Origin of the sequence: Streptomyces sp. NPDC052396, from assembly GCF_044593195.1 — a bacterium.
Classification (GTDB): domain Bacteria; phylum Actinomycetota; class Actinomycetes; order Streptomycetales; family Streptomycetaceae; genus Streptomyces.
Map to the genome: position 1 here is coordinate 1 of NZ_JBIUAW010000024.1, position 21,742 is coordinate 21,742.

22 protein-coding genes and 5 pseudogenes are annotated in these 21,742 nt (G+C 69.5%); 14 read left to right on the top strand and 13 right to left on the bottom strand.

The window, feature by feature from the left end:
* Positions 1-154: 154 nt before the first annotated feature.
* Positions 155-1,028, top strand: a pseudogene (locus tag ACIHFE_RS33020) (IS5 family transposase).
* Here the strand turns inward: ACIHFE_RS33020 and ACIHFE_RS33025 are convergent.
* Together ACIHFE_RS33025 and ACIHFE_RS33030 are read right to left on the bottom strand one after the other, a co-directional pair.
* A complete protein-coding gene (locus tag ACIHFE_RS33025) occupies positions 983-1,411 on the bottom strand; it encodes a signal peptidase I (protein WP_400112554.1) in 429 nt (142 codons plus the stop codon). The pseudogene ACIHFE_RS33020 and the gene ACIHFE_RS33025 overlap by 46 nt on opposite strands.
* A gap of 70 nt (positions 1,412-1,481) precedes the next feature.
* Positions 1,482-2,678: an alpha/beta hydrolase family protein gene (locus ACIHFE_RS33030; RefSeq protein ID WP_400112555.1), complete on the bottom strand. Its 1,197-nt coding sequence runs from the start codon at positions 2,676-2,678 to the stop codon at positions 1,482-1,484.
* A gap of 118 nt (positions 2,679-2,796) precedes the next feature.
* Between ACIHFE_RS33030 and ACIHFE_RS33035 the strand changes: the two genes are divergently transcribed.
* Positions 2,797-2,919, top strand: a complete 123-nt coding sequence (locus ACIHFE_RS33035) for a hypothetical protein (RefSeq protein ID WP_400112557.1) — start codon at positions 2,797-2,799, stop codon at positions 2,917-2,919.
* A gap of 215 nt (positions 2,920-3,134) precedes the next feature.
* On the opposite strand, the gene ACIHFE_RS33040 is transcribed toward ACIHFE_RS33035, so the two are convergent.
* The 3 genes from ACIHFE_RS33040 to ACIHFE_RS33050 are packed head-to-tail and all read right to left on the bottom strand — an operon-like array spanning position 3,135 to position 4,469.
* Positions 3,135-3,380, bottom strand: coding sequence for a hypothetical protein (locus ACIHFE_RS33040; RefSeq protein ID WP_400112559.1), 246 nt, complete (start codon positions 3,378-3,380; stop codon positions 3,135-3,137).
* Between the two features lie 55 nt (positions 3,381-3,435).
* Positions 3,436-4,083 (bottom strand): maleylpyruvate isomerase family mycothiol-dependent enzyme, encoded by a 648-nt coding sequence (locus ACIHFE_RS33045; protein ID WP_400112561.1) that lies wholly within the window; start codon positions 4,081-4,083, stop codon positions 3,436-3,438.
* A gap of 44 nt (positions 4,084-4,127) precedes the next feature.
* Entirely contained in the window at positions 4,128-4,469 is a 342-nt protein-coding gene (locus tag ACIHFE_RS33050) for a VOC family protein (RefSeq protein ID WP_400112563.1), read from the bottom strand.
* A 71-nt stretch (positions 4,470-4,540) separates the two neighbouring features.
* Between ACIHFE_RS33050 and ACIHFE_RS33055 the strand changes: the two genes are divergently transcribed.
* On the top strand, positions 4,541-5,572 hold the full coding sequence (locus ACIHFE_RS33055; RefSeq protein WP_400112565.1) for a sigma-70 family RNA polymerase sigma factor: 1,032 nt from the start codon (positions 4,541-4,543) through the stop codon (positions 5,570-5,572).
* A 315-nt stretch (positions 5,573-5,887) separates the two neighbouring features.
* On the opposite strand, the gene ACIHFE_RS33060 is transcribed toward ACIHFE_RS33055, so the two are convergent.
* Positions 5,888-6,739 (bottom strand): class I SAM-dependent methyltransferase, encoded by an 852-nt coding sequence (locus ACIHFE_RS33060; RefSeq protein WP_400112566.1) that lies wholly within the window; start codon positions 6,737-6,739, stop codon positions 5,888-5,890.
* Positions 6,740-6,965: 226 nt separating this feature from the next.
* On the opposite strand from ACIHFE_RS33060, the gene ACIHFE_RS33065 reads away from it, so the two are divergent.
* Positions 6,966-7,838, top strand: a complete 873-nt coding sequence (locus ACIHFE_RS33065) for a hypothetical protein (protein WP_400112568.1) — start codon at positions 6,966-6,968, stop codon at positions 7,836-7,838.
* A gap of 161 nt (positions 7,839-7,999) precedes the next feature.
* Here the strand turns inward: ACIHFE_RS33065 and ACIHFE_RS33070 are convergent, their stop codons facing one another.
* The gene (locus ACIHFE_RS33070) at positions 8,000-9,502 is read right to left on the bottom strand and encodes a carboxylesterase/lipase family protein (RefSeq protein ID WP_400112569.1); all 1,503 of its coding nucleotides are present in this window, start codon (positions 9,500-9,502) and stop codon (positions 8,000-8,002) included.
* 206 nt (positions 9,503-9,708) lie between these two features.
* Here ACIHFE_RS33070 and ACIHFE_RS33075 point away from each other — a divergent pair.
* The 3 genes and pseudogenes from ACIHFE_RS33075 to ACIHFE_RS33085 form a co-directional block, all read left to right on the top strand.
* Positions 9,709-9,846 (top strand): annotated as a pseudogene (locus ACIHFE_RS33075) (short-chain dehydrogenase/reductase); the annotation flags it as partial.
* A 64-nt stretch (positions 9,847-9,910) separates the two neighbouring features.
* Positions 9,911-11,401 carry a helicase-related protein gene (locus ACIHFE_RS33080; protein WP_400112571.1) on the top strand — a complete coding sequence of 497 codons (1,491 nt, stop codon included), beginning with the start codon at positions 9,911-9,913 and terminating at the stop codon, positions 11,399-11,401.
* 97 nt (positions 11,402-11,498) lie between these two features.
* Positions 11,499-11,666, top strand: a complete 168-nt coding sequence (locus tag ACIHFE_RS33085) for a hypothetical protein (protein WP_400112573.1) — start codon at positions 11,499-11,501, stop codon at positions 11,664-11,666.
* 62 nt (positions 11,667-11,728) lie between these two features.
* On the opposite strand, the pseudogene ACIHFE_RS33090 reads toward ACIHFE_RS33085, so the two are convergent.
* Positions 11,729-11,854 (bottom strand): annotated as a pseudogene (locus ACIHFE_RS33090) (helix-turn-helix domain-containing protein); the annotation flags it as partial.
* 28 nt (positions 11,855-11,882) lie between these two features.
* Between ACIHFE_RS33090 and ACIHFE_RS33095 the strand changes: the two are divergent.
* The 3 genes and pseudogenes from ACIHFE_RS33095 to ACIHFE_RS33105 all read left to right on the top strand — a co-directional run.
* On the top strand, positions 11,883-12,422 hold the full coding sequence (locus tag ACIHFE_RS33095) for an ArsR/SmtB family transcription factor (protein WP_400112575.1): 540 nt from the start codon (positions 11,883-11,885) through the stop codon (positions 12,420-12,422).
* Positions 12,419-13,708, top strand: a complete 1,290-nt coding sequence (locus tag ACIHFE_RS33100; protein WP_400112577.1) for an MFS transporter — start codon at positions 12,419-12,421, stop codon at positions 13,706-13,708. The genes ACIHFE_RS33095 and ACIHFE_RS33100 overlap by 4 nt, the downstream gene beginning before the upstream one ends.
* A gap of 15 nt (positions 13,709-13,723) precedes the next feature.
* Positions 13,724-14,082 (top strand): annotated as a pseudogene (locus tag ACIHFE_RS33105) (serine hydrolase domain-containing protein); the annotation flags it as partial.
* 73 nt (positions 14,083-14,155) lie between these two features.
* Here the strand turns inward: ACIHFE_RS33105 and ACIHFE_RS33110 are convergent.
* On the bottom strand, positions 14,156-14,596 hold the full coding sequence (locus tag ACIHFE_RS33110; protein WP_400112579.1) for a DUF5959 family protein: 441 nt from the start codon (positions 14,594-14,596) through the stop codon (positions 14,156-14,158).
* 600 nt (positions 14,597-15,196) lie between these two features.
* Here ACIHFE_RS33110 and ACIHFE_RS33115 point away from each other — a divergent pair.
* The 3 genes from ACIHFE_RS33115 to ACIHFE_RS33125 all read left to right on the top strand — a co-directional run bounded on the left by ACIHFE_RS33115 (position 15,197) and on the right by ACIHFE_RS33125 (position 17,155).
* Complete coding sequence (locus ACIHFE_RS33115) at positions 15,197-15,703, top strand: HD domain-containing protein (RefSeq protein WP_400112581.1); 507 nt, start codon at positions 15,197-15,199, stop codon at positions 15,701-15,703.
* Between the two features lie 24 nt (positions 15,704-15,727).
* The gene (locus tag ACIHFE_RS33120; RefSeq protein ID WP_400112583.1) at positions 15,728-16,159 is read left to right on the top strand and encodes a hypothetical protein; all 432 of its coding nucleotides are present in this window, start codon (positions 15,728-15,730) and stop codon (positions 16,157-16,159) included.
* Positions 16,160-16,447: 288 nt separating this feature from the next.
* Entirely contained in the window at positions 16,448-17,155 is a 708-nt protein-coding gene (locus tag ACIHFE_RS33125) for a hypothetical protein (protein ID WP_400112584.1), read from the top strand.
* Between the two features lie 62 nt (positions 17,156-17,217).
* On the opposite strand, the pseudogene ACIHFE_RS33130 reads toward ACIHFE_RS33125, so the two are convergent.
* The 3 genes and pseudogenes from ACIHFE_RS33130 to ACIHFE_RS33140 all read right to left on the bottom strand — a co-directional run.
* A pseudogene (locus ACIHFE_RS33130) lies at positions 17,218-18,012 on the bottom strand (helix-turn-helix domain-containing protein); the annotation flags it as partial.
* A gap of 221 nt (positions 18,013-18,233) precedes the next feature.
* A complete protein-coding gene (locus ACIHFE_RS33135) occupies positions 18,234-18,854 on the bottom strand; it encodes a hypothetical protein (protein ID WP_400112585.1) in 621 nt (206 codons plus the stop codon).
* A gap of 207 nt (positions 18,855-19,061) precedes the next feature.
* Positions 19,062-19,613 carry a SecY-interacting protein Syd gene (locus tag ACIHFE_RS33140; protein WP_400112587.1) on the bottom strand — a complete coding sequence of 184 codons (552 nt, stop codon included), beginning with the start codon at positions 19,611-19,613 and terminating at the stop codon, positions 19,062-19,064.
* Positions 19,614-20,301: 688 nt separating this feature from the next.
* On the opposite strand from ACIHFE_RS33140, the gene ACIHFE_RS33145 reads away from it, so the two are divergent.
* Positions 20,302-21,294: a hypothetical protein gene (locus ACIHFE_RS33145; protein ID WP_400112589.1), complete on the top strand. Its 993-nt coding sequence runs from the start codon at positions 20,302-20,304 to the stop codon at positions 21,292-21,294.
* On the opposite strand, the gene ACIHFE_RS33150 is transcribed toward ACIHFE_RS33145, so the two are convergent.
* The gene (locus ACIHFE_RS33150) at positions 21,273-21,590 is read right to left on the bottom strand and encodes a hypothetical protein (RefSeq protein ID WP_400112591.1); all 318 of its coding nucleotides are present in this window, start codon (positions 21,588-21,590) and stop codon (positions 21,273-21,275) included. The two genes, ACIHFE_RS33145 and ACIHFE_RS33150, sit on opposite strands and share 22 nt — an antisense overlap.
* Between the last annotated feature and the right edge of the window lie 152 nt (positions 21,591-21,742).

The following is a 21,742-nucleotide window of genomic DNA, read 5'->3' on the forward strand; positions in this document are numbered from 1 at the left end:
TCGCCGCCTGGAACACCGACCCCAGGCCCTACATCTGGACCAAGACCGCCGACGAGATCCTCGAACGCCTCGCCTCATATCTGAACAGGATTCCTAACTCGGCAGACTAGGGTCTGTTGCGAAAGTGGATCTTGATCGTTGATGATCACGTCCTGTGGGACGTGGGGATCTGACGAATGGCCAGTGGGCCCGGCTTGAGCCTTTGCTGCCGAGGGGCATCAAGGCGGGGCGTCCGCAGGTGTGGACGCGGCGGCAGCTGATAGACGGCATTCGGTGGCGGACCCGGACCGGCGCCCCGTGGCGGGACGTGCCCGAAAGGTACGGGCCGTGGGACCGGGTCTACGACCTGTTCCGGCGCTGGCAGCGGGACGGGGCCTGGGCGAGGATCGTCACCCAACTGCAGGCCGAGGCGGACGCGAAGGGCTTGATCACCTGGGACGTGAATGTCGACTCCACCGTCTGCCGGGCTCACCAGCATGCCGCCGGGGCGGCGAAAAGGGGGACCTCCAGAAGGAGCCGCCCGGCGGCATCTGCGCCGAGCCGGTCGACCACGGACTCGGACGCTCCCGAGGCGGCCTGACTACCAAGATTCACCTGGCTGTCGAGCAGGGCCAGAAGCCACTGTCCATCGTGATTACGGCCGGACAACGCGGGGATTCCCCGCAGTTCGAGCCGGTCTTGGAGGCAATTCGGGTACCCCGGCTCGGTCTGGGACGGCCGCGCAAGCGCCCGGACCGGGTGCGGGCCGACAAAGCGTACGACTCCCGCAAGAACGCGCCTACCTGCGTCGACGCGGGATCAAGGCAACGATCCCCGTCCCGGCGGACCGTGTCCGCAACCGCAAGAATCTCGGCTCTCGCGGCGGTCGGCCGCCGAAATTCGACAAGACCGACTGCCGCGAACGCCACGCGGTCGAATGCGGGATCAATCGCCTCAAGCGCCACCGGGCGGTGGCCACCCGCTATGACAAGCTGGCCGTCCGCTACGAGGCCACCGTGCTGGTCGCCGTCCTGAACGAATGGCTATGACCAGCAGCGGAATCGCCTTCATCGATCACCTTGTAGCCGGGAACAGAGGGCCAGCGGACCGTCAGCACCACGGATTCCTCCTCTGCGAACCAGGAGTGGTCGACGCCTCGGCCCCACACGACGTAGTCGCCCTGCTGGGTCAGGAGAACACTGCGCCCAGGCAGTTCCACCCGGAAGCGCCCGCTGATGAGAGCCAGCAGTGCAGTGCGCTCCTCGCCGGTCACCCACTGAGCCCGCTCGTCGCCCTGCGGGTGGACGCCCCACTTGATCTCCACGGCCTCGCTGTGCCGAGGATCGGAGGCGTCCTTGAAATGCCCAAGCAGCCACCCCCGGTCCAGTGCTGCGTCCCTGCCCGCATTGCCCACATACACGCTGTCGGTCATGACTCCGGAAGGTAGCAGTCGACCGCATCAGCACTCACAGGAGCAACTACCACCACTTTCGCAACACGTCCTAGTGCTGGAAGAGTACTTCCGGATTGTTCGGCGAGGGGCCGTCCAGCAGCGGACGGTGGATCCCCTTCAGCGTCCGGTCGAAGAACGCCGTCACATACTCACGCGTGATCACGATTCCACGTTCGGGGTCGAGGGGCGGCGTCGGGAACCCGGCCTGCTGCTCGAGCAGGTCCACGTCGGTGAAGCTGGGGTGGTTGGCGCCGGTGACCGTCAGCCACTTCTTGTAGCCGCCGAGGGCGGCCCAGGTCCGCCCCCACGTGGTGTCGCGCGAGGTGCTGTCGGCCTCACCCAGCATGAGGAACGGCCGGTTGATCTGGCCGGGCATCGGGACCGGGTAGAACTTGCCGTCCATGTTCACGCCAGCCCGTACTCGCGGGTCGGCGATCATCGTGGCGGCGGCCGACGCTCCGCCGATGGAGTGTCCGGCCATGCCGATCTCGTGCTTGTCGATGAGGTGTGCCAGGCGCCACGCGGTATTGCCATGCGTCAACTGGTCGATAACGAAGGACGCGTCCAGCGCGCGGCTGGCGGTGACCTTGTTCATGTCGAGTTTCGGGTCATCGCAGATCGCGCACGGCGGTGTCTGGCCGTTCGCCAGCGTTTCGCCGCTGTCCTCGTGGGTGGGGCCGACGAGCGCGACGACGTAGCCGTGACTGGCCAGCTCGGTCGCGAGCGAGGTGAGCATCATGCGCGGGTCCCCGAACCCGGGTGAGAGGACCACCAGCGGATACTTGCCGCGTTGCGGCCGAGCGCCGTCGAAGGCGTGAGTGGTGATGCTGGAAACGTTCTGTGGGGTGATGCCGGAGCTCGCCGGTATCTTCGCGCGCTGGATGTGTCCGGCTGCCTCGGCGAGGGTCATATAAGGGGCCGGAGTCCCGGTCCCGGGGACGGCCGGGTAGACCATCGTGACGGTCAGTTGGCGGGGGCCGGATGACGGCACCCACGGGTCGGGACGGCTCGCGTCGGTGAGGTGGATGACGTCCTCGCCGGCGGCGTAGCGGCCGGTCGGCGCGGGGAGCGTGCCTTGGAAGGACCGCGTGGGCGCGGAGGCCCTGGCCGGTGCGGTGTCGAACGCGTGCGTGGCCACCGGTGTGGCCGACGGTGTGGTCGTGGCGGCGAACCCGGCGCCGGTTCCGGTGACGAGGGCGGCGAGCGCCAGCGCCGCGACGGCGCTGATACGGCGATTGCGTTTCATGGGATCGACGCTAGGTTCCGCAGCTCCGTATCGAATCAGCCCGTGGACGTAAGCATTCTGGTGTCGTTCTCGTTCGTAGCCCCCGCGAGGTACCGGAGTAATCCGCCGGGAGTATGTCGTGCGGCGCGGGGTTCCCTTCGCCGGCATCGTCGAGCGCGCCACCTTCGTCTTGGCCTACGACGAACACGACGCCAAGCCCTACCGCTGGACCTACGAAGGCAGCCCACTCAAAGCCGCATAAACCCCCGAAGGATCAACGCGGCGCTGCACCAGTGCTGCACCGGCGCAAGTCGCTGCCGTACCACTCCAATGGCATGCGGCTGTTCGCCTATGAGACTTCATTTGATGGGCCGACCACACTGAAGATCCACCATCTTGAAACGCCGAGGTGCTGCCGGCGGACTATCAGCGGCTGCTGGTGATCGTGCGGGAGACGGCCGGTGCGGTCACGGTTCGTCAGGTCGGCGAGGTGCCCGGGCTCCCGGTCGAGGTGCGGGGCACGACCTGCTGCGCAAGCGCCTGAAGACGATCGGATCGCGGTGGCGGTACCTGCCGGTCGGCCGGAACCGCCTCAAGGCCACAGGCCTCGGCGCCCTGGCCGACCTCGGCTTTCTCGGCCTCGGCGACAAGGGCGAGAACCCGGTGGTCATCACCGGCTACATGGCCGGCGGTGAGCTTACGAGCATCCGCGAACCCTGCCACACCAGTATCCTCACCAGCGAAAACCAAGATGGTGGACTTTCCTTGATAAAGGGCGTCATGCCCGTGGTTGTGCCTGGCGCTCGCGAAGGATGGCGACGCCGTCTCCATCGAGCGCATCGAGGTAGGACGCACGACCGGCCATCGCCATGATCAGGGCCAGGGTCGTGCCGGACAGGCGTGGCCCTTCGCCGGTGGTGAAGGGGCTGTCGGTGGCGGTCAGGCGCAGTCCGCGGATGCGGGTCTTGGTGAAGACGGGCAGATCGGTGCGCCGGTAGTAGTCGGCCAGGGTGGTCAACGTGCGGACGGGGTAGTCGCGTTCGATGCCGAGCGGTCGGCGGATGTCCTCGCCGTGCACGATGGTCTCGCCGAGCATGGCCACGGTCGAGGGGATCGGCTTCGTCGTGCGGGTGGCCACTCGGCGGAACCGGTCGAGCGTCTCGGCCGGGGTAGCGCCCAGCTGTTCGGCCAGCCGCATGGCGACCTGCTTGTCGAAGTCGAAGCGGCAGCGGATCACGCCCGCCATCCACCGCACCGGGTTGAGGCCGGCCGCCGAGGTCAGGTGCGCGAGCACCTCGCGAACGGTGAGCCCCTCGCACAGCGACGGGGTGGCCCACTGATGGTCGGTCAGCTGCGCGAGGTCGGCGGCCAGGGCGGTCCGCTCGGTGTGGATCAGTGGCCAGGTTCCGGTGGCGGGTGTCGTCATGGGGGCGATGCTCCTGTGCGGTGGTCGGGCGGGCAGGGGACCGGTCAGCGGCTGATCAGACCGACGTGGTTGCCGTCGAGATCGGTGAAGACGGCGATGCGGCTGGCGGGCGTGTCGGTCGGGGAGAGGACGCGGGTGGCGCCGAGCCGCTCGGCGCGGGCGAGCGCGGCATCGACGTCGTCGACCGGGAAGTAAGCGACGAACCCGGTGTACGGACTGTCCGGGCCCGCCTGCCCGACCCCGCCGGCCGGTCGGCCGTCCTCGTCGCCGACCAGGGCGTAGGTGTCGTCCAGCACGCGGACCGGCCAGCCGAACAGCTCCTGGTAGAAGCGGCGGGCGCGCAGCGCATCGGGAGTGGAGATGTCGAACCAGGCGGCACTGCTCATCGGGGTCTCCTCGGGAGGTCGGAACGATCTGTCGAAGAGGTGACTCCCGGAGTGGGGCAGAATCGTCGCTCGTGGGCGAGGAAAATTCGGCGGGATCCGCGACGGGCGACCTGGCCAGGGCGCGCGAGGGGGACGACGCCGCGTTCACCCGCCTGGTGGCGCCGCTGCGCCGGGAGCTGCACGCGCACTGCTACCGGATGCTCGGGTCGACCCACGACGCGGACGATGCACTGCAGGAGGCGCTGCTGCGGGCCTGGCGGGGCCTGAACCGCTTTGAGGGGCGTAGTTCACTGCGCGCCTGGCTGTACACCGTGGCCACCCGCACCTGCCTGGACGCTGTCGACCGGCGCGGCAGGCGGGCGATGCCCATCGACCTCGGCCCGGCCGGCGACCACGCGGTGGTCGACGCCACCCCGCTGACCGAGGTCGCCTGGCTGGGCCCCTACCCCGACGCGGGCCTGCCCGCCGGCCCGACCGGACCGGCCGCGCGGTACGAGCAGCGCGAGGCCGTCGAACTCGCCTTCGTCGCGGCCATGCAGCACCTGCCGGGCAACCAGCGGGCCGCGCTGCTCCTGTTCGACGTGCTCGGCTTCTCCGCCGCCGAGATCGCCACCATGATGGGCACCTCCACCACCTCGGTGAACTCCGCCCTGGCCCGTGCCCGTCGACTGCTCGCCGAGCGGGTCCCGGCGCGCTCGCAGCAGCAGACCCTGCGCAAGCTCGGCGACGCCCGGGTCCGCGAGACCGTCACCGCCTTCGCCACCGCCCTGGAACGCGGCGACGCCGACGCCCTGGTCGCCCTGCTCACCGAGGACGTCGCCTGGTCGATGCCGCCGCTGGCCCAGTGGTACCGGGGCCGGGCCGCCGTCATGGACTTCGCCGTTGAGGTCCCGCTCACCCGCTGCCCGAGCTGGCGCTACCACCTCACCTCGGCGAACGGCCAACCCGCGGTGGCCTTCTATGTGGGCGCGAGCCGGTCGGCCCCGCACCTCGCGTGGTCGATCACGGTGCTGACCCTGCGCGGCGAGCTCGTCGAAGGCATCACCTCGTTCCTGGGCGCGGAGCACGTGCAGCGGTTCGGGCTGCAGACGGAGTGGGCTTGAGCCAACGCGAACTTGCCCGCCGTCGGCAGATCACGAGGAAATCGCAGGCAGGAGCCGTGAATTCGCCCCGACCAGCACCCGCACCCCGGACAGGCCGCCCGCCCTGCGGTCGTACGAGTCTCGACCCGGACGATGGTCTCGATCACCTCGGTCGATGCCGCCAACACGCCCTCGACCGAGGAAAACAGCAGCTCGTTCAACTGCGGCAGCACTTCATTGGCGGTCAGTGCGCGCATGACTGGCCGGCCGTGCATAAACCTGGCTCCACTCATCAGCTCCCCTTGGAGCCGATCATCCAGGGAACCAGGAGGCGCTCTACCGGCGGACCGCCGAGATCAGTCCGCCGGGCCGCTCCTCGCGCTGCGGCGGGGTGCTGAGCGGACGGCCGTAGGCGGCAGCGCACTCGCGCAGGGTGTGACTGTCGGCCTCCCAGCCGTGCCCGGCCAGCCAGCCCACCGGGTCGTCGGGCATCTCCGAGACCCACATGGACGCCGCCGATCCCGGCGCGGCGCCCGCGCCGAAGCGCTCGATCACGCCGCGCGAGCCCAATGTCAGCCCCATCCGACTGCCTGCCACCGACTGTGCGCTGATCCGGGCCAGCAGTAGCTCCACCGCGTCCTCGGGTAGATAGATCAGCAGTCCTTCGGCGATCCACGCGGTCGGCACGGCCGGGTCGTGCCCTGCGGCGGCCAGTGCGCCGGGCCAGTCCTCACGCAGATCCACGGCGACGGTGATCCGCTCGCAGCGTGGGACGGCCCGCTCCTGGCGCAGCACCGAAGCCTTGAAGTCCAGTGGCGCGGCGGTGTCGACCTCGAACAGCCGGGTGCCCTCGGGCCAGTCGATCCGGAAGGCCCGGCTGTCCATGCCGGCGCCGAGCAGCACGACCTGCCGGACCCCGGACGCGGAGGCCTGCCGCAACAGGTCGTCGAGGAACCTCGTCCTGATGACGATGGAGAGCGACACGGCCAGCCGGCGGCGTCGCGCGGCCTCGTCATCGGGCAGCGGCGACGAGGAGGGCCACAGGCCGCCGGCGGCGGCGAAGGCCTGTGCCAGCGGGTCGCGGAACAGCGCGTTCTCTCGCTCGGTCTCCAGCGCCCGTACCCTGGCCACCCCCACCGCCGTGGCCCACACTCCCGACGGCTGCACCCGCTCCTGCTCATCAGTCACCGCGCCAGCCTAGGTGATCGGTTCCAAGGGGCCTGATGGGGGGAGCCCGGTTAGCCAGTCATGCGCGCACTGACCGTCCTGTGATGCCGCCGGGCAGGGCTTCGGGGCCGGAGAGACGCGGAACGGCCCGTGCCGGCATCGGCTCCACCCCGGAGGAAGTCCCCTATCTGCCACTAAACCGAGCATAGTGGGAGGAACAATCTGATCGGCCCGTGGGAGGCACCGTATGGACTTCGACTCCGTCGCCGATGAGCTCTACCGCCTGCCCCCGGACGAATTCACCGCGGCCCGCACCAAGCACGCCGCCGCCGCACGCGAAGCAGGGCTCCGGGACCTCGCACGACGGATCGACGCGCTGCACCGTCCCACACTGTCGGCCTGGACCGCCAACCAGCTCGTCCGCCGCCACCCCGACCAGGTCCGCAAGCTCACCGGCCTCGGGGACGACCTCCGCCGCGCCCACCGCGAGCCAAGCAGCCGGCAGACGGACAACATCACCGACCAGCAGCGCGCCGTCGTCGCCGAGCTCATCCAGCACGCCCGCCGGATCGTCGAGGAGACCGGGCACCCCTTCACGGGCGAAGTCGAGGACGGCCTCGAACAGACCCTGCGTGCGGCCGCTACCGACGACCAAGCCGCCCGTGACTGGGTCGCCGGCCGTCTGGCCGAACCACTGACCGCACCCGCATCCTTCCCCGGAGCCCAGGGCACACCGCACCGTTCCGTCCAACCGCACGGTCGCCCCAAGCCCCTTACCACGGAGGCCGGTTCGTCGAGGTCGCAGCGACAGACGCAGCGTGATCGGCATGATCAGCAGGCCCGTGCCCGGCAGGAAGCGCGGGAGGCACAACGTGACGCCAGAGCGCACGAGAAGGAACTCGGCCTGCTCAGGCGGCGAGCCGGACAAGCCGAGCGCACCCTGCACCGGACGGACCAGCGTGTCCGGGAGCTGACCCAGCAGCTCGAACAGGCTCGGCAACATCACCAGGCGGCACAGGAAGAACTCCAGCAGACCCGCGACCGGTTGAACGCTGCCGAGCGGGCCATGGAACGGACCCGTGAACAGGCAGGGGATGCCGGGCACCGCACCGAGGAATGACCGGGTCCGCCGGCCCACCCGGCGCACTCCCGCTCATCCGCATGGCAAACGCAAGGGTTCAGCCCAGTGCCGGGCAGCGCATTCGCCCTGGCGGCCGGTCGTCGAAGACAGGGTCCGGGTCTGCGGAGCCCCAGCCGCCGGCCTATGGGCCCGAGTTCGGTTCAGGGCCGAAGGGGCGAGAAGTCCATGTGGCGCCACAGGGCACGGGTAGCGGTGTCCGGCGCCCCGGCAGGGCTGTCCGCGGTGTCCCAGACATGGGGGTCGGCCGTCGGGCCGTTGATGGGGGACCAGCCGGGGTCCCCGGTGCGGGCGAATCCGGTCCAGGCTCTCATCATGCGCTGGGACAGCTCATGGTCCGCGGTACCGGGTGGACCTCCGATGAGGAACTCGACGCTTTTGAGGGTGAGGTTGCCGAAGGCAAAGGGGATGTCCGCGCAGTGCCAGGCGCGTACCACGCCGTTGGGACCGTTGCGGTGCCGGGCGAAGCGGGAGGTGAACGCCCGGCCACCGGCTTGAGCGTGCCGTTCCGCCAGCCGGCTGGTGTACTCGCTGAACAGCAGGTCGCCGGAGATCGCAAGGTAGATGTCGGGGACGGGGGCAAGGGGCATCAGGCGCCGGTAGCCCGGCACCAGGTCATCCGGGAGGTGGAAGTCCCGGGCGAATCCGGCCAGTTGCTCAACTGCGGTGACCTTTGGACTGCTGCCGACGGCGTCCATCAGCCAGTACTCCTGAGCGGTATGGCAGACCAGAAGGTCCACCGCCGCTGAGGCTCCGGACGCTGTCGCGGACAGGGGGTCGTTGGGCAGGACGTCTCCGTCGAGGACCGGTCCGTAGATCACCGGGTTGTAGTGGCGGGGCCCGGAATCCGGGTTCTGCCGGTAGCCATTGACGACACGATCGGTGGCCGCGACCAGTGCCTGCGGGGTCGCGGACATCAGGTGCGCGGAGGTGGCGGGGATACCGGCCGCCGCGGCAACCCTCCGGGTGGTCTCGGCCGCGAGTTCCATCGAGTAGCAGGGGCCGACGACGCTGTGGGCGATGACCCGGCGGAACAGGCCGCGTGCCCGGTCCATCGTCATCAGGCAGGCGGCCGAGGTGGCCCCGGAGGATTGCCCCGCCACCGTGACATTGGCCGGGTCGCCACCGAAGGCGGCGATGTTCTCGCGTACCCACCGCAACGCGGCGATCTGGTCGAGCAAGCCCCGGTTCTCCGGGTACGGCGGCTCGGCACCGGGCGGAATGTGACCGAAGCCTTCAAAACCAAGCCGGTAGTTGAAGGTCACCACTACCAGCCCGGCAGCGGCCAGGGCGGTGCCGTCGAAGTCGGGTTGCGCGGAAGAGCCGAAGGTATAGGCACCACCATGGATCCAGACCAGGACCGGCAACGGGCCACTGCCGGATCCCGGGGCCCAGACATTGAGCGTGAGGATGTCCTCGTCGCCGGGCGACCAGGACGGCGCCCCCGGAAGCCGCGCCGACTGTGGCGCCACCGGTCCGAAATCCTGGCAGTCACGGACGTCCGCCCACGCCTGAACCGGACGCGGCTCTCTGAAGCGGTTGACCCCAAAGGGCGCGGCAGCATAGGGAATACCGAGGAATGCCACGATATCGGGGGCCGGCCGGCGGCCCCGAACCAATCCGTCTTTTGTTTTGCGGACATCCATGGGCTTCCTCCACTTGACTGGGGATTTCTATGCCTTCGCCGGCACCGGGTGCGTCTTCTCGGCCTCGTCATTTTGGTCATGGGCCTATCTCAGGTGAGGTCGGGATTGTTGGCGATGGTGGAGGCCGGGGGCCGGTGCAAGACCGGCGTCGCCCCGCGCCTCCGGGCGCGCATGGAGATCGGTGTTCTCCGGATGTGAGCGTTGTGGCACAGGGCGGCGGCATTGTCGTCCAGTTCTCCTCCGTCGGCGGCCGAGTAGGCGGCAGCGCCGGCCTGGGCTCTTGCCAGGCGGCCGAGTTCGCCGTCGATGGCCCGCCCGCGTGCCTCTGGGCACGAACGCGGCCCGGATGGCGCTCGACTGCGCGCGGCGGCAGATCGCCTGGGCCGGGGCCCGGCTGATCCGGACCTCATGGCGGCCCACCCGGCTGACCTGGCAGATCCCCCTGCTTCCCGCGCCCGGGGCGGCGAACGGTCCACGCAGGCCGTCACCGCCCGCACCGACGCGGCCGTGCGGCTGGCCCGGGCCTTCACCGACGAGGACGGCAGCGTGCTGGTCTTCTGCAGCAGCAAGCGCGGGGTGCGCGCGACGGCACTCGCCCTGGCGGCCGACCGGGGTGTGCCGACCCGCGGCGTCGACGCGGACGACACAGAACTCGAAGAGCGGCTGTGCACCAGCGCCGGCGTGGGGCTGCACTACCGCGACTGGCCGTTCAAACGCGAGGCCGAACGAGCTTTCCGGGCCCGGGAGATCGACGTCCTGGTCGCGACCTCCACCGTGGCCGCCGGAGTGAACCTACCCGCCCGCGCCGTCGTCGTGCGCGACGTCCGGCTGGGCCGGAACCGCATCGAAGTGTCCATGGTGCAGCAGATGTTCGGCCGCGCCGGGCGGGTCGGCGCGGGAGAACGGGAGGGCTGGGCCTTCCTGTTGGCGGATGCGACCGAGCGTCCCGAGTGGCAGGCCAGGCTGACCGCCGACTACACCGTGCGCTCCCGCATCGGCGACCGGCTGCCCAACCACCTTCTCGCCGAAGTGGTGCAGGACCGCGTGGGCTCGATGAAGGAGGCCGAGGACTGGTGGACCGACACCTTCGCCTTCCACCAGGGGCACGACAGCGTCGAACCGCTCCATGACGCCGCGCTCCAACTGGCGGAGGCGGGATTCCTGCGCAACGCCCCGGGCCCGCAGGGCGCGGAGTTCCTGCAAGCCACCGAACTGGGCATGCTGACCAGCCGCTTTATGGTCGACGCCGAGCTGGCGCATGAACTGGCACAAGGCCTGGGCGGATTGCGGGTGCCGGAGGACCCCGACCACGCCGAGTTCCTCCTGACCGAGCTGCTGAGTATCCAGCTCCCCGAACTGGCGGAGGCGGCCTTCAGCGACCGGGCGCGCGCCACGCTGCGGCGGGTGCTGCACCATCAGGGCCACGCGAACCGGCTGGAGCACGACCAGGGGCTGCCGGACAAAAACGAAGGGCTGCTGCCGGGTGAACTGGCCCAGGCCGTACTGCTGTTGGCCGCCAGGAGCCCACGGCTGTTCGCCGCACGCGGCGGGTATGTCCTCGGCATCCCGGCCGACAGCCTGACCGGCATCCTGGACGAGGCCCAGCGCTACCTGGCCTGGCTGGGAGCCCAGGGCGAGCTGGGCACCGTCCACCCCTGGGCGGCCGTCGTGGCCGCGGACCTCGCCGAGCGCATCCGCTGGCGGACACTCGGGCCCGGCCGCGGTGCCGGGCGGCTGCTGTGGATGTGCGGGCGGATGGCCACCCCGCAGCTCGCCGCCCGCCTCGTCCCGCGCATGTGGCGTGCGGCGCGGGACCGGGGCGTCGGTGCCCCGGACTGGACGGCACCGCCCCGCCGCGCGACAGCGCCCTCTCACCGGAGCGTTACCGGGCCCTGCTGAAACAGCGGGCCACCGGCACCGCGTTCACCTCGCACTCCGGCTCCCTGCGTGTCGAGGCACGCATGGCGCGGTGATCTGCCTGTGGAACGGTGCGACGATGCTCCGGTACACGGCGGACGGCACACCGGCCCGCCTGGACCACCCACTCGCGGACCCCGGCGATCCCTCGGCGGGCCGGCGGGGAGCAGCGGTCTTCACCCCCGGCGACCGCTTCGCCGCCGGCTGGCTCGCGGCCTACAACGGGGTTGGGGCCGGGGGTGAGTAGGTGAGGTACCGCTGCCGCGTCTCCTGGTCCGCGACGGTGGCCCGGCAGTGCTCGCGGCCGCCGTTGCGCGCGAACTTCCGCGAGATGGTCGGCGGTGACCGCCCCCGGTGGCGAGCGATCCGGCGGGCGGACTCGCCGGCCGCGATGGACAGCCGATTCCGGAAGCCCGAACAAACTCCCTTGCGCAATGGTCAAGAAGTGTTGACCATTGGGCGCATGCCTACCGATGATCTTCCCGAGACGTTCCACGTCACCACTGACGACCAGCTACGCGCCGTTTCCAATCTCACGCGTCACCGGATCATGGCCGTGCTCCGCTTCGAGCCCGCGACGATTACGCAGATCGCCGAGCGAGTGGGCCTTGCCAAGGGGAGTTCCAGCTACCACGTACGGATACTCGAACGGGCCGGCCTGGTGAAGGTGGTGCGAACGCGGAAGGTCCGGGGGGTCACCGAGCGGTACTACGCAATGGCCGCGCGGGCGATCGTGCTGCCGGATCCGGGCGAGGGAGGCCCGGATGTGCTGATGCGGCATGCGGTGGCGGACCTGGAGGCAGCGCCGGTGGATGGCGAGCGGCATGTGCGGATGGCCCATCTGCGGCTCACCGAGGAGCAGTTCGCACAGCTGGGGGCGCGGCTCCAGGCGCTGGCGGACGAGTACCGGGAGCTGTCCGATCCGTCACTGCCGGACGCGTCACTCGTCTTCGCGCTGTTCCACCCGGCATCGCGCGCGCAGGCCGGAGGGGAGGCCAAGTGACCTCAGGCGTCCGGAAGTTGTTGCCCACCGGGTTCGGGCGGCTGTGGACCGCGCAGACGGTGTCCTCGCTCGGTGACGGGGTGACCCATGCCGCGCTGCCGCTGCTCGCGTTGACATTGACACGGGATCCGATGGCGCTCGCCGTCGTCACGGCCGCCGGAACGCTGCCGTGGCTGCTCTTCGGGGTGCTCGGCGGTGCGCTGGTGGACCGCTGGGACCGCCGCCGCACGTTGTGGGTCGCGGACGCGGCGCGTGCGGTGCTGCTCGCGATACCGGCGGCAGCGGCCGCGGTCGACGTGCTGAGCATTCCACTGCTCGCGGCCGTCGCCTTCCTGCTCGGCCTGGGCGGACTCTTCTTCGACACGGCCGCCACGGCCTATCTGCCGGATCTGCTCGGCCGCGACCCCGCGCTCCTGGAGCGCGCCAACTCCCGCCTGCGCGGCACCCAGACCGCCGCGTCCGGCTTCGCCGGGCCGCCCGCGGGCAGCGCCCTGCTCGCACTCGGGCGGGCGGTTCCGCTGCTCGCCGACGCGGTCTCCTTCGCGCTGTCCGCACTGCTCGTACGGTCGCTGCCTGCCGCACCCCGGCCCGTACCGCAGGCCCATGAGTCGCTGCTGCGGCAGGCGCGGGCCGGTGCCTCGTACGTATTCCGGGATCGGTTGCTGCTCGGGCTCGCGCTGCGTCCGGCCGTCGGGAACATCGCCTTCCTCGCCGTGGAGACCGTACTCGCCCTCTTCGCGCACGATCGTCTCGGCATCGGCACCTTCGGCTTCGGCCTGCTCCTCACGGCGGAGGCCACCGGCGGTCTGCTCGGCGCGGGCATTGCCTCCTTCCTCGGCCGACGACTGGGCACCGGCACCGCACTGACCTGCACGGCCGCGGTCGAGGGACTCGCCATCCTGGGCCTGGCCGCCGCCCCGAACCCGTACGTCGCCGGCCTCGCGCTCGCCGTCTGCGGAGCGGGCATGGGCGCCACGATGGTGCTCGGCCCCTCCCTCCGACAGGCGATCGTCCCCGCCCACCTGATGGGCCGGGTCGCCTCCACCTCCCGCATGCTCGCCATGTGCGCCGCCCCGTTCGGCGCCTTCCTCGGCGGCTGGCTGGCCACCGCCTACGACGTACGCACCCCGCTCTACACCGCCGCCGGCCTCCTCCTCACCATGACCGCCGTCACATCAACCATGACCAGCGACCGCCGGGTTGAGGCGGCGCTGCGTGCCGTCGCCCCGGCCGGTGATCCAGATCGCTCGGAATCCTTGGATCCCGTTCAGGAGGGTGCCGTCTAGGGCTCCGCGAGGTCGTACGCCGAGGTCCGCGACGCGGGCCGGAGATGGCACGGTGCCTCCGGGGTCGCCGATCTCGGGACCGGCCGTCCCCTCCGGCCCGATATGCGCCACCGCGTCGGCAGTATCACCAAGACCTTCACCGCCGCAGCGATCATGCGGCAGGTCGGGTCGGACAGGGCCGGATCCGGCTCAATGCGCCGGTCGGTGACTGTCTGCCGCGGCTGGTACCGGGGGAGCGGGGCAGGAGGATCACTGTTCGGATGCTGCTCAACCACACCAGCGGCATCCCCGACCACATCCCCTGTGCGTTCCCCTCTCTGCGGAAGTCCCCTCCCGGCCCCGGGAGCCTGGACGACAACCGGTTCAGGCGGTTCAGGATCGCGCCTGCTCTTCCCGCGCGATCCGCGGACATCTGCGTCGGCGCGGTATCCGTGCAGTCATCCCGCTTCAGCCGTTGAGTCTGAGGAACCCGCGCACGGCACCGAGTCTTTGACGCCCTTCCTTGATCCACTCCTCATCCATGTCGAGCGGGACTCTGACCGAGATCTGCGTCTGTGGCGTGTCATGGACCTCCACCACGTAGGGGTCGTCTGCGATGAAGCGGAGGTACCCCTCATTGCCCGCGGGCGGCCAGTCGAGGGTGAGCGCGTCTCCTTCAGCAGGCCGTTGCTCGTCCGACTCGATGCGGTCCAGAGCGTCAGCCCAGTGATCCAGATCTTCAAGCGTCACATGAATCCGAAGCTGTGCGCTCACGAAGTCGCTGGTGATGGTGATGTCAGCAGCGTAGTAGTCCGGCCCCCACGCAGGCATGCGATCAGCCAGCGTGACGCTGACGGCCTGACTGCGATCAGCCAGGCGAATCAATTCGAGAGCAGTCGCTTCATCCACCAGCCCAGTGTCCCAGAGCCGCTTGTCCCGCCGTCAGCCGCCCAATTCAACAGACATGCTCCAGATCCCGGTCCCGGAACATCATCGAGCGGGCCGGTCTCCGGCACACCGGGTTTCCGGCCGGACCGCACAGCGAGGAACCGCACTCGTGGATGTACGAGGCACTGGCGTTGGTCCCCCAGCCGGAGTGCCGCACGCCCGCGGGGGTAAAGGCCACCGCGGTGTGGCGGCCCTGCTTGGGCGCGGGTGCACCCGCACCGTCACCGGCCTGAACCTCCAGACCTGGCAGGGTGGCCCCCGTGGCGACGGCTGCCTCACACCGTGCAGGCGGGTCCAGAAGGACAGGGCGCGATGCAGCGTTGGGGCTCGCGCTCCCGCCGCCGAGCCTCGGGCCGCTTTGGCTCTGATCAGACCCGGCGGGTGTTCGAGGGGGTACGACACCGGGCGCATGGGAGCCTGCGACGATGTGGCGCACCGGCCGCGAGGAGGCGGAACAGCTCGTGGAAGGCGCCCGCTTGCGCCACCCCGACATCCTTCGGGCTCGTCCGCGACCACACGACGTACCCGTGCAGCGCACCCCACGAGACGAAGGAGCGAACGATGAAGTCCGTCCGCGAGGTAGAGGCCCTGGCGCACGACGCGCACACCGGGCAGGTCGACAAGATCGGCGTGCCATACATCGAGCATGTACGGGCGGTTGCCGCGGGGCTCGTGCCGTTCGGCGACGAGCTCGTCATGGCCGGACTGCTGCACGATGTCATCGAGGACACCGACTGGACCGCCGAGCGTCTGCGTGCCGCCGGCGTCCCTTCCCGGGTCGTCCGGATCGTGGAGGCGGTGACCAATGAGGCGGGCCTGACGTACGCCGAGAAGATCCGGCGGATCACAGGCGACGCGCAGGCGACACTGGTGAAGATCGCCGACAACGCGCACAACTCCCGCCCCGAACGCGCCGCCCAGCTGCCGCCGGAGAAGCGGGACCGCCTCGCGGCGAAGTACCGCACCGCGCGTGCCGTGTTGTGGCCGGCAGTGAATCGGGACGACATCGAGACCATTGTGCGCATCGTCAATCCCTCGCTGCTCATGGAGCTGGACGAGCATCACTGAGCCGAGCCGAGGTGAGGTTGTCCGGTGCGGCAGAAGGGAAGCCCGGTCTCCCGCCTTCAGCCGCAGGGTAACGGCGGCAACTGGCCCTGCCCCGTGTCGAGAGTGGTGGGAAGTCGGGATGGCCGGCCACCGCCGCCCACGCTGACCAGCAGGACAGAGTCGTTCGGCGGCACCTTCACCCTGTCCTGCCTGACGCCGTTCTTCAGCGGCCCCGCCACTCTGACGTTCCACTGGAACAACGGCAACACCAGCACGGTCAGCGGCAACTTTGTCGCGCGCTCGTCCGGCAGCGACCTGCTCAGCACCTTCACAGGCACAGCGATAGCCGGCGAGTTCCAGGGAGACGCCGTCGAAACCGTCCTCGACGTCGCCCAGCTGGACTTGACGCAATGTGCCAAGCCCGGCGGGCTGAACCACGAGAGCGGCGTCTACACCGCGACGTTCCGGAAGCCGTAGCCACAAGCCCGGGCGTCGCGCCGTGAGGGCAGGCGCGATGTCCGCAGGGCCGGAGTGCTTTGACCGCGAAGGTTCACCGGGTCGGCGTTGGCGGGTCGCCTGCCGGTTGGATGTCGCGAGACGTTCAACTCGAAGGAGACAGGACCCGCCACAGGATCGGCGGACCGGCGTACTCACCGGTGCTGGGCCCCTCACGGTCCCTTGACCAGCAGCAGTGCGATCACGCCAGAAGCTCCGGAGTCACCTCACCCATGACCACCTGTCATTGGACAGCCCTAGAGTGAAGGGATGATCGAACAGGCTGCGGAACAGATGCAGACAGAGATGCCTGCCTACGCAATCGAGGTCGGGACCGAGCCGCTGAACCAGCCAGCGCGGAACTCGGTGGGCGGCTGGCCCTTCCTCGACGACGACCAACCATGGCCTGAGTGCTTCTGCGGTGAGCGCCTGGCGCTGTACTTCCAGCTCGACATCCCCGCAGATGTGGAGCCTTTCGGCGGGGATCACCTCCTGGTCTTCCACTGCCGTGCCCACAACGAAACATCCGACCTGCCCGAGCTGACCGAGGGCCGGCTCGTGCCCCAGTACTGGGACGCTCCGCTACCGCCCTACCCGCGCCCGTTCTGGCGCATCCTCCTCCAGCGCCGCGCGACACAGCCTGCGGAGGCCGAACCCTCCGTGCGCGCCCTGCCGTTGACACTGCGGCCGTTCACCGACACCCCCGACGATCGAGGGCACGGCGCCCTGACGTCCAAGGTGGGCGGTGCACCCTTCTGGTGCCAGGGGCCCGAGCACTACCAATGCGCCTGCGGCGCGGACCTGGTGTACCTCTGCCAGATCCGGGAGGACACGGAATTCGCCGTCCACCCCGGCCAGCCCGAGCAGCCGCACAGCTTCCCCGGCGCCTACATACTCTTCCTCGGCAACGAGGTCTATGTGCTGGCCTGCCCGGCCCACTGCGACCCGGCCGCCGTCTGGCCGGTAAACCAGAACTGACCCCTCGGCGCCGGCTGACAAGCAAGCCCATCTGACCAGGCCGGACGGGCAGGCGAATTGCGTCGGCCGCCCCAGCACAGGCCCTTCTCGCTGCGGATGCGGGCGCGCTCGCGGCGTTGAGCGGCCAGGACATCGGGGTGACGGGCGTTGGCGTTGCGCCGGTGTAGGCAGGAGTGCGGTGCGCGGGTCTGGACCGTGTGGTTCGGATGGTTGGAGTTCGCCAGGGTGAACTGCCGCAGCGGTCCGAAGGGCGCTTCGATCGGATTCGCCCAGCGGAGGATCTTCTCGCCGTTGTGTGCGGACGGGTTGTCAAGGATCACGTAGACCGGGACGCCGTCCGGGCGGGCGGCCTGGATCGACCCGAGCGCGGTCAGGGTGTTCGCGGTGCCCTTGCGGCGTCGGTTGACGCCCCACAGGGTGTCGTCGCCGACCGAGCGGCAGCCGTGGAAGTTACGTGACGTCGTGGGTGCGCTTGTAGGCCGCCGGCAGCCGGTTCGGCTTGCCCTGCTCGGCCAGCAGGTGCCTGCGGTGGGGCGGATGCCGAGCGGGCCGAACTCGGCGAACGCGAACGTGCGGCAGCGCAGGGCTTTGCGGCCGATCCGGATCACCCGGCCGTGGACCCGGGGCAGTTGGGCGGGCAGATTGCGGATCGACCAGTGGGTGAAGGGCTGTCCGAGCTTGGTCGGGCGGGAAGTGGCCGCCTGGACGACGAAGTTCTCGTCGTCAGGAACGAGAACGCGGGGATGGCCTCCCGCCCACCGAGGGTCCAGACAGGCCAGGCCGATCTCGTTGAACCGATGGATCATGTCCCGGACGGTGTCCTCGTCGGCCTGCGCCAGCTTCGCGATCACCGGCACCCGGTTCCCGTCGGCCTAGGCCGGCAGCATCATCGCGCGCCGGAACCGCACGGAACTGGTGCTGCCCCGGCGCACGATCTGCCGCAGCTTCTGCCCCTCTTGGTCGGTCAACCCGCGCACACGGACCGGCTCAGCCATCACACCCCCAGCGATGAGACAGACGTCACCGCACGTCCAACCGCCTCGGGGACTTTCCCGCCGACTGTTCCCAGTCAGGGGCACTACTTCTCGCGCAGGTTCTCGACCTCGGCGGCCAGCACGGCCATATCGCGTACGTGCGCGTAGTACCTGGTCGCGTACTCGTCTTCGATCGCCGGGAGGACCTCGCCGAACACCGCCATCAGCCGTGTGAGGCCTGCACGGTGCTGTTCGGTGAGAGGTCCTTTGAGGACGCTCGTGGCGTAGCCGTAGGCGCCCGCGTCGAGCATCACCATGTCCCGACCTTCGGCGTCCAGGCCGCGGAAGCCAGGCGGGAAAGGCAAGGCCATGTGCTCGGCCGTCATCCGCGAGAGCGCATCCAACTTCTCTTTGATGCGCTCGGCGAGCCAGCGGTCGTGCAGTTCACGCAGGATGTCGAGTGCATCATCGGGGTGCAGGTAGCCGGCCGAGTGTTCGCTTTCGACATCGACATCTCCGCTCCACTCCGGGGCGCAGACGGGGTCCTCGCCTCCCACGCCGAGGTCGCAGTTCTGCCGGCGGCATCGGAAGTAGAACGGCTCACCAGACGGCAGGGAGCCCTCGATCTGGACGGGTGAGACAGCGCATGTCACCTCAGCATCCCAGCCCGCGTCGTGCAGTCTGGTCTCCAACTGCTGCCACAGTGCGGTCGTGTCACGCGCCATTAACGGCCGGGTAGTCCGCACGCGCCTTCGCGCATTCATCGGTGAGCCCCTCCCCACACATGTGCGCTGGCCCCCGTTTCGTGGCTTGTCGCAGCAGTCTACGGGCACTTACCCCTCGGACGCCGCTCCACTGGGGCGGGATACGGTCTCACCGGGTGGCGGTCCAGCAGATCGGACGACCGGTCATGCAGGAGATCGTTCCGCCGGTCACAGGTCCGTCAGGAACTGCGCCAGCGACGGCGCGACCTTCCGGCCACCCCGGTGGCCGATCTCCTGGAGCAGGATGCTGCCGGTGGCATTGTCGAGTACGAAGAACAGGTCGCCATAGGTGCCGGCGACCGGGAAGGTGATGTCGCCGCCGAACTCCGCCGCCTGACGGCGCGTGTGTTCGGCCAGATCATGCACCGTGCGCTGTAGCTCGTCCTCGTTCCACACGGTGCAGAGCAACACCGTCTCCCCGGAGTGCTCCAACCCGTCCACCAGGCCACACCACAAGCTGCCGTAGAGGGCTGGCACATCCGGATGCAGCGTCGCGCCGATCCCGGCGAGTGCGCTTTCGAGCTCGGCGAAGTCCGGGGCTTGCTCCATCGGGACGGGCTTCCACCGGATCATGCCCTCGGGGGTAGGCTCCCCCAACTGGCACGGAGACTGCCAGTCGGGGTCGTATTCCGCAACGTTCAATCCGGCTTCGTCCAGGCCGGGCCAGAGGCCGTCGAGAAGCAGGGCGCCGAGCCTGGTCCGCGTGTCGTTCTCGGTCAAGTGAACTCCTGTCTACGTGCAGTTCCTACGCTGCCCGTGGACGCTACCCGGCAGGTACGACAACGAGCTCGTGGGCCCGGAGGGGGACGGAGCCGACATCAGCCTCATGGGCCGCCTACCTGATCGAGCCCATCTGCCTGGGGCGGCGCTGGTGATGACGCCGGTCTGCCAATCATGTGGCGGTGTCCTCGCTCCTTCGAGATGAACGTCGCGCGACCTCCAGTCGGCAGACAGCTCGCCAATGCCAACCCGGTGAACCTTCTCGGCCACAGCACATGAGGGATGCCTTCAGCCGACGACCCCGGGATCGATGCCGTTGGCGATCGCGAAGTCGCCAATGAGCTGCCGCAGATCGCCGGTACGGCTCTCAGCCTGAGGTGAGCGCTGAACGCTCATGCGGGAACATCTCGTGGGAGGCGCCCGGCAGGGATGACCGGGCGGCAGCCGCCCACCAGCACAAGTCAGAGGACGTAGACCTTCTCGAGACGCCCATCGGGCTGGTGAAGCGCCAATTCGGCACCAGCGGCGCGCTGTTCCGCGCCAGGCGTAAACCTGCGACAACGCCCGGTTGACCGCGTCCACCTTGCTATAACGGTCGATGCGGGCCCGCACTCCGCGCCCCGGACCACGCCTCCCGGCCAGCCGGGCGTGGAACTCATGCCACACGACCACCGGCTAGGCTCACCCGGTGATCATCGAAGATGTGCCGCTCGACGAACTCACCCGCGCCTGGGACGGGATCCGCGAGGACTACGACGACCTGTTCAACGACGAGTACAACCGGACAGTCCTCGACTGCGCCGCGCGGCTGGCCGCAGGCCCCGATGGGGAGTCGGCCTATGTGTGGACGATCGGGCTGATGATGATGGCCCCCTATGTCGCATGGGGAGCGGACGACCACGTCGCGCCGGAAGCCATGGCGGCGTTGAAGGCCACCGACGGCGCCCTGCGTGACCGGCCTTGCGACCATGAATTGCACCCGTACCAGGAGCATGAGGCCGAGTACGACGAGTATCTCGCCGACCAGTTGCGCCAACTCCCCGACGAGAACGCCGATTGGGACGAGGACCGGCCCCGGGAGGAATGGCTCTGCCCGCGCAACGTGGCCGGGTTTGCGCGGATCGCCATGGACGTCATCGAACCCGGCTCGGCCACGAACATCCCGCCCCGCCTGCCCGTGAGGGCCCAGAACACCATCGACAGGCTCTCGGCGCTGCTCAACGGTTACCCGGATCCGGGCACCGACATCGGCGAGGAGATCTCTTACCATGCGTCGGTCCTCCGCACCTCCGACCCGGCGGAACGCCCCGGATGCCTGCTTGTTGTCATGGCGCTGACCTGGATCGCCGTTTCCGACCTGGTCATCGAGCAGCGGGAATCCGCGATCGACGACCTCATATCGGCACTGGAGGAGACGCTGCCGCACTACGCCGGCGTCTCGTGCATCCACGACCGGCACACGCCCCCGCCCGGCAGCGGCCCGGCCGCCGCGGAGGTCGGCATCATGCTGACCACCCCCGGCGGGCGGGCCCTCTATGAACAGGGCCGCAGGGAAGGCCGGGACGCACCGGTGGAGCACCTGCGGTGCCCGGTCGCCCTGACGGAGATCGTCGAGGAGTCCCTGAGCGCACTGCGCGCCTGGCGCGATGAGTCTCTCGATCAAGGGGAACCGGGGCGGTAACTCCGGCGGTAGAGCGCGATGGCCGATTCCGGCGGGAAGTTGGGGAGGAAGGCCACATCGCCGTCGATCTTCGATATGGCGATATTGCCGCCGCCGGGGGCCATGGGTATGTCTCCCGGATGCTCGGGGACAGGCCAGCCTGCGCGGATCAGATAACCGACGTCGAATTCATGGACGAAGAGACTGACGGGACCGCCGGGCGAACCGATCGGCGGAAAGTGCATGCGGCCGATTTCCAGGGCTTCCTCGAGTGTGGCCGGTATGGGCCGCAGGCCGGACGAGCCGCCAAGCGCCATGCCGGGAGGCAAAGAGGGAGGGCAGGCCGGAGGCAAGGGCGGCTGACTTCCCGCGCCGGCACCGTCGCTGCCTCCGTTTCGGCCGCCGTCCGCGCTATCAGAACCGGTCATCGGCCCCCTCCTCCAGACTCCTCAACTGGCGGTCAACCTAC

Bases quoted from the DNA above. Each gene is read 5' to 3' on its own strand.
- ACIHFE_RS33050 (WP_400112563.1), bottom strand. From the start codon at position 4,469: ATGAGCAGTGCCGCCTGGTTCGACATCTCCACTCCCGATGCGCTGCGC.
- ACIHFE_RS33025 (WP_400112554.1), bottom strand. From the start codon at position 1,411: ATGACCGACAGCGTGTATGTGGGCAATGCGGGCAGGGACGCAGCACTG.
- ACIHFE_RS33080 (WP_400112571.1), top strand. From the start codon at position 9,911: ATGGCGGCCCACCCGGCTGACCTGGCAGATCCCCCTGCTTCCCGCGCC.
- ACIHFE_RS33150 (WP_400112591.1), bottom strand. From the start codon at position 21,590: ATGGCGCTTGGCGGCTCGTCCGGCCTGCGGCCCATACCGGCCACACTC.
- ACIHFE_RS33065 (WP_400112568.1), top strand. From the start codon at position 6,966: ATGGACTTCGACTCCGTCGCCGATGAGCTCTACCGCCTGCCCCCGGAC.
- ACIHFE_RS33095 (WP_400112575.1), top strand. From the start codon at position 11,883: ATGCCTACCGATGATCTTCCCGAGACGTTCCACGTCACCACTGACGAC.
- ACIHFE_RS33115 (WP_400112581.1), top strand. From the start codon at position 15,197: ATGAAGTCCGTCCGCGAGGTAGAGGCCCTGGCGCACGACGCGCACACC.
- ACIHFE_RS33070 (WP_400112569.1), bottom strand. From the start codon at position 9,502: ATGGATGTCCGCAAAACAAAAGACGGATTGGTTCGGGGCCGCCGGCCG.
- ACIHFE_RS33085 (WP_400112573.1), top strand. From the start codon at position 11,499: ATGCTCCGGTACACGGCGGACGGCACACCGGCCCGCCTGGACCACCCA.
- ACIHFE_RS33135 (WP_400112585.1), bottom strand. From the start codon at position 18,854: ATGGCGCGTGACACGACCGCACTGTGGCAGCAGTTGGAGACCAGACTG.
- ACIHFE_RS33045 (WP_400112561.1), bottom strand. From the start codon at position 4,083: ATGACGACACCCGCCACCGGAACCTGGCCACTGATCCACACCGAGCGG.
- ACIHFE_RS33125 (WP_400112584.1), top strand. From the start codon at position 16,448: ATGATCGAACAGGCTGCGGAACAGATGCAGACAGAGATGCCTGCCTAC.
- ACIHFE_RS33030 (WP_400112555.1), bottom strand. From the start codon at position 2,678: ATGAAACGCAATCGCCGTATCAGCGCCGTCGCGGCGCTGGCGCTCGCC.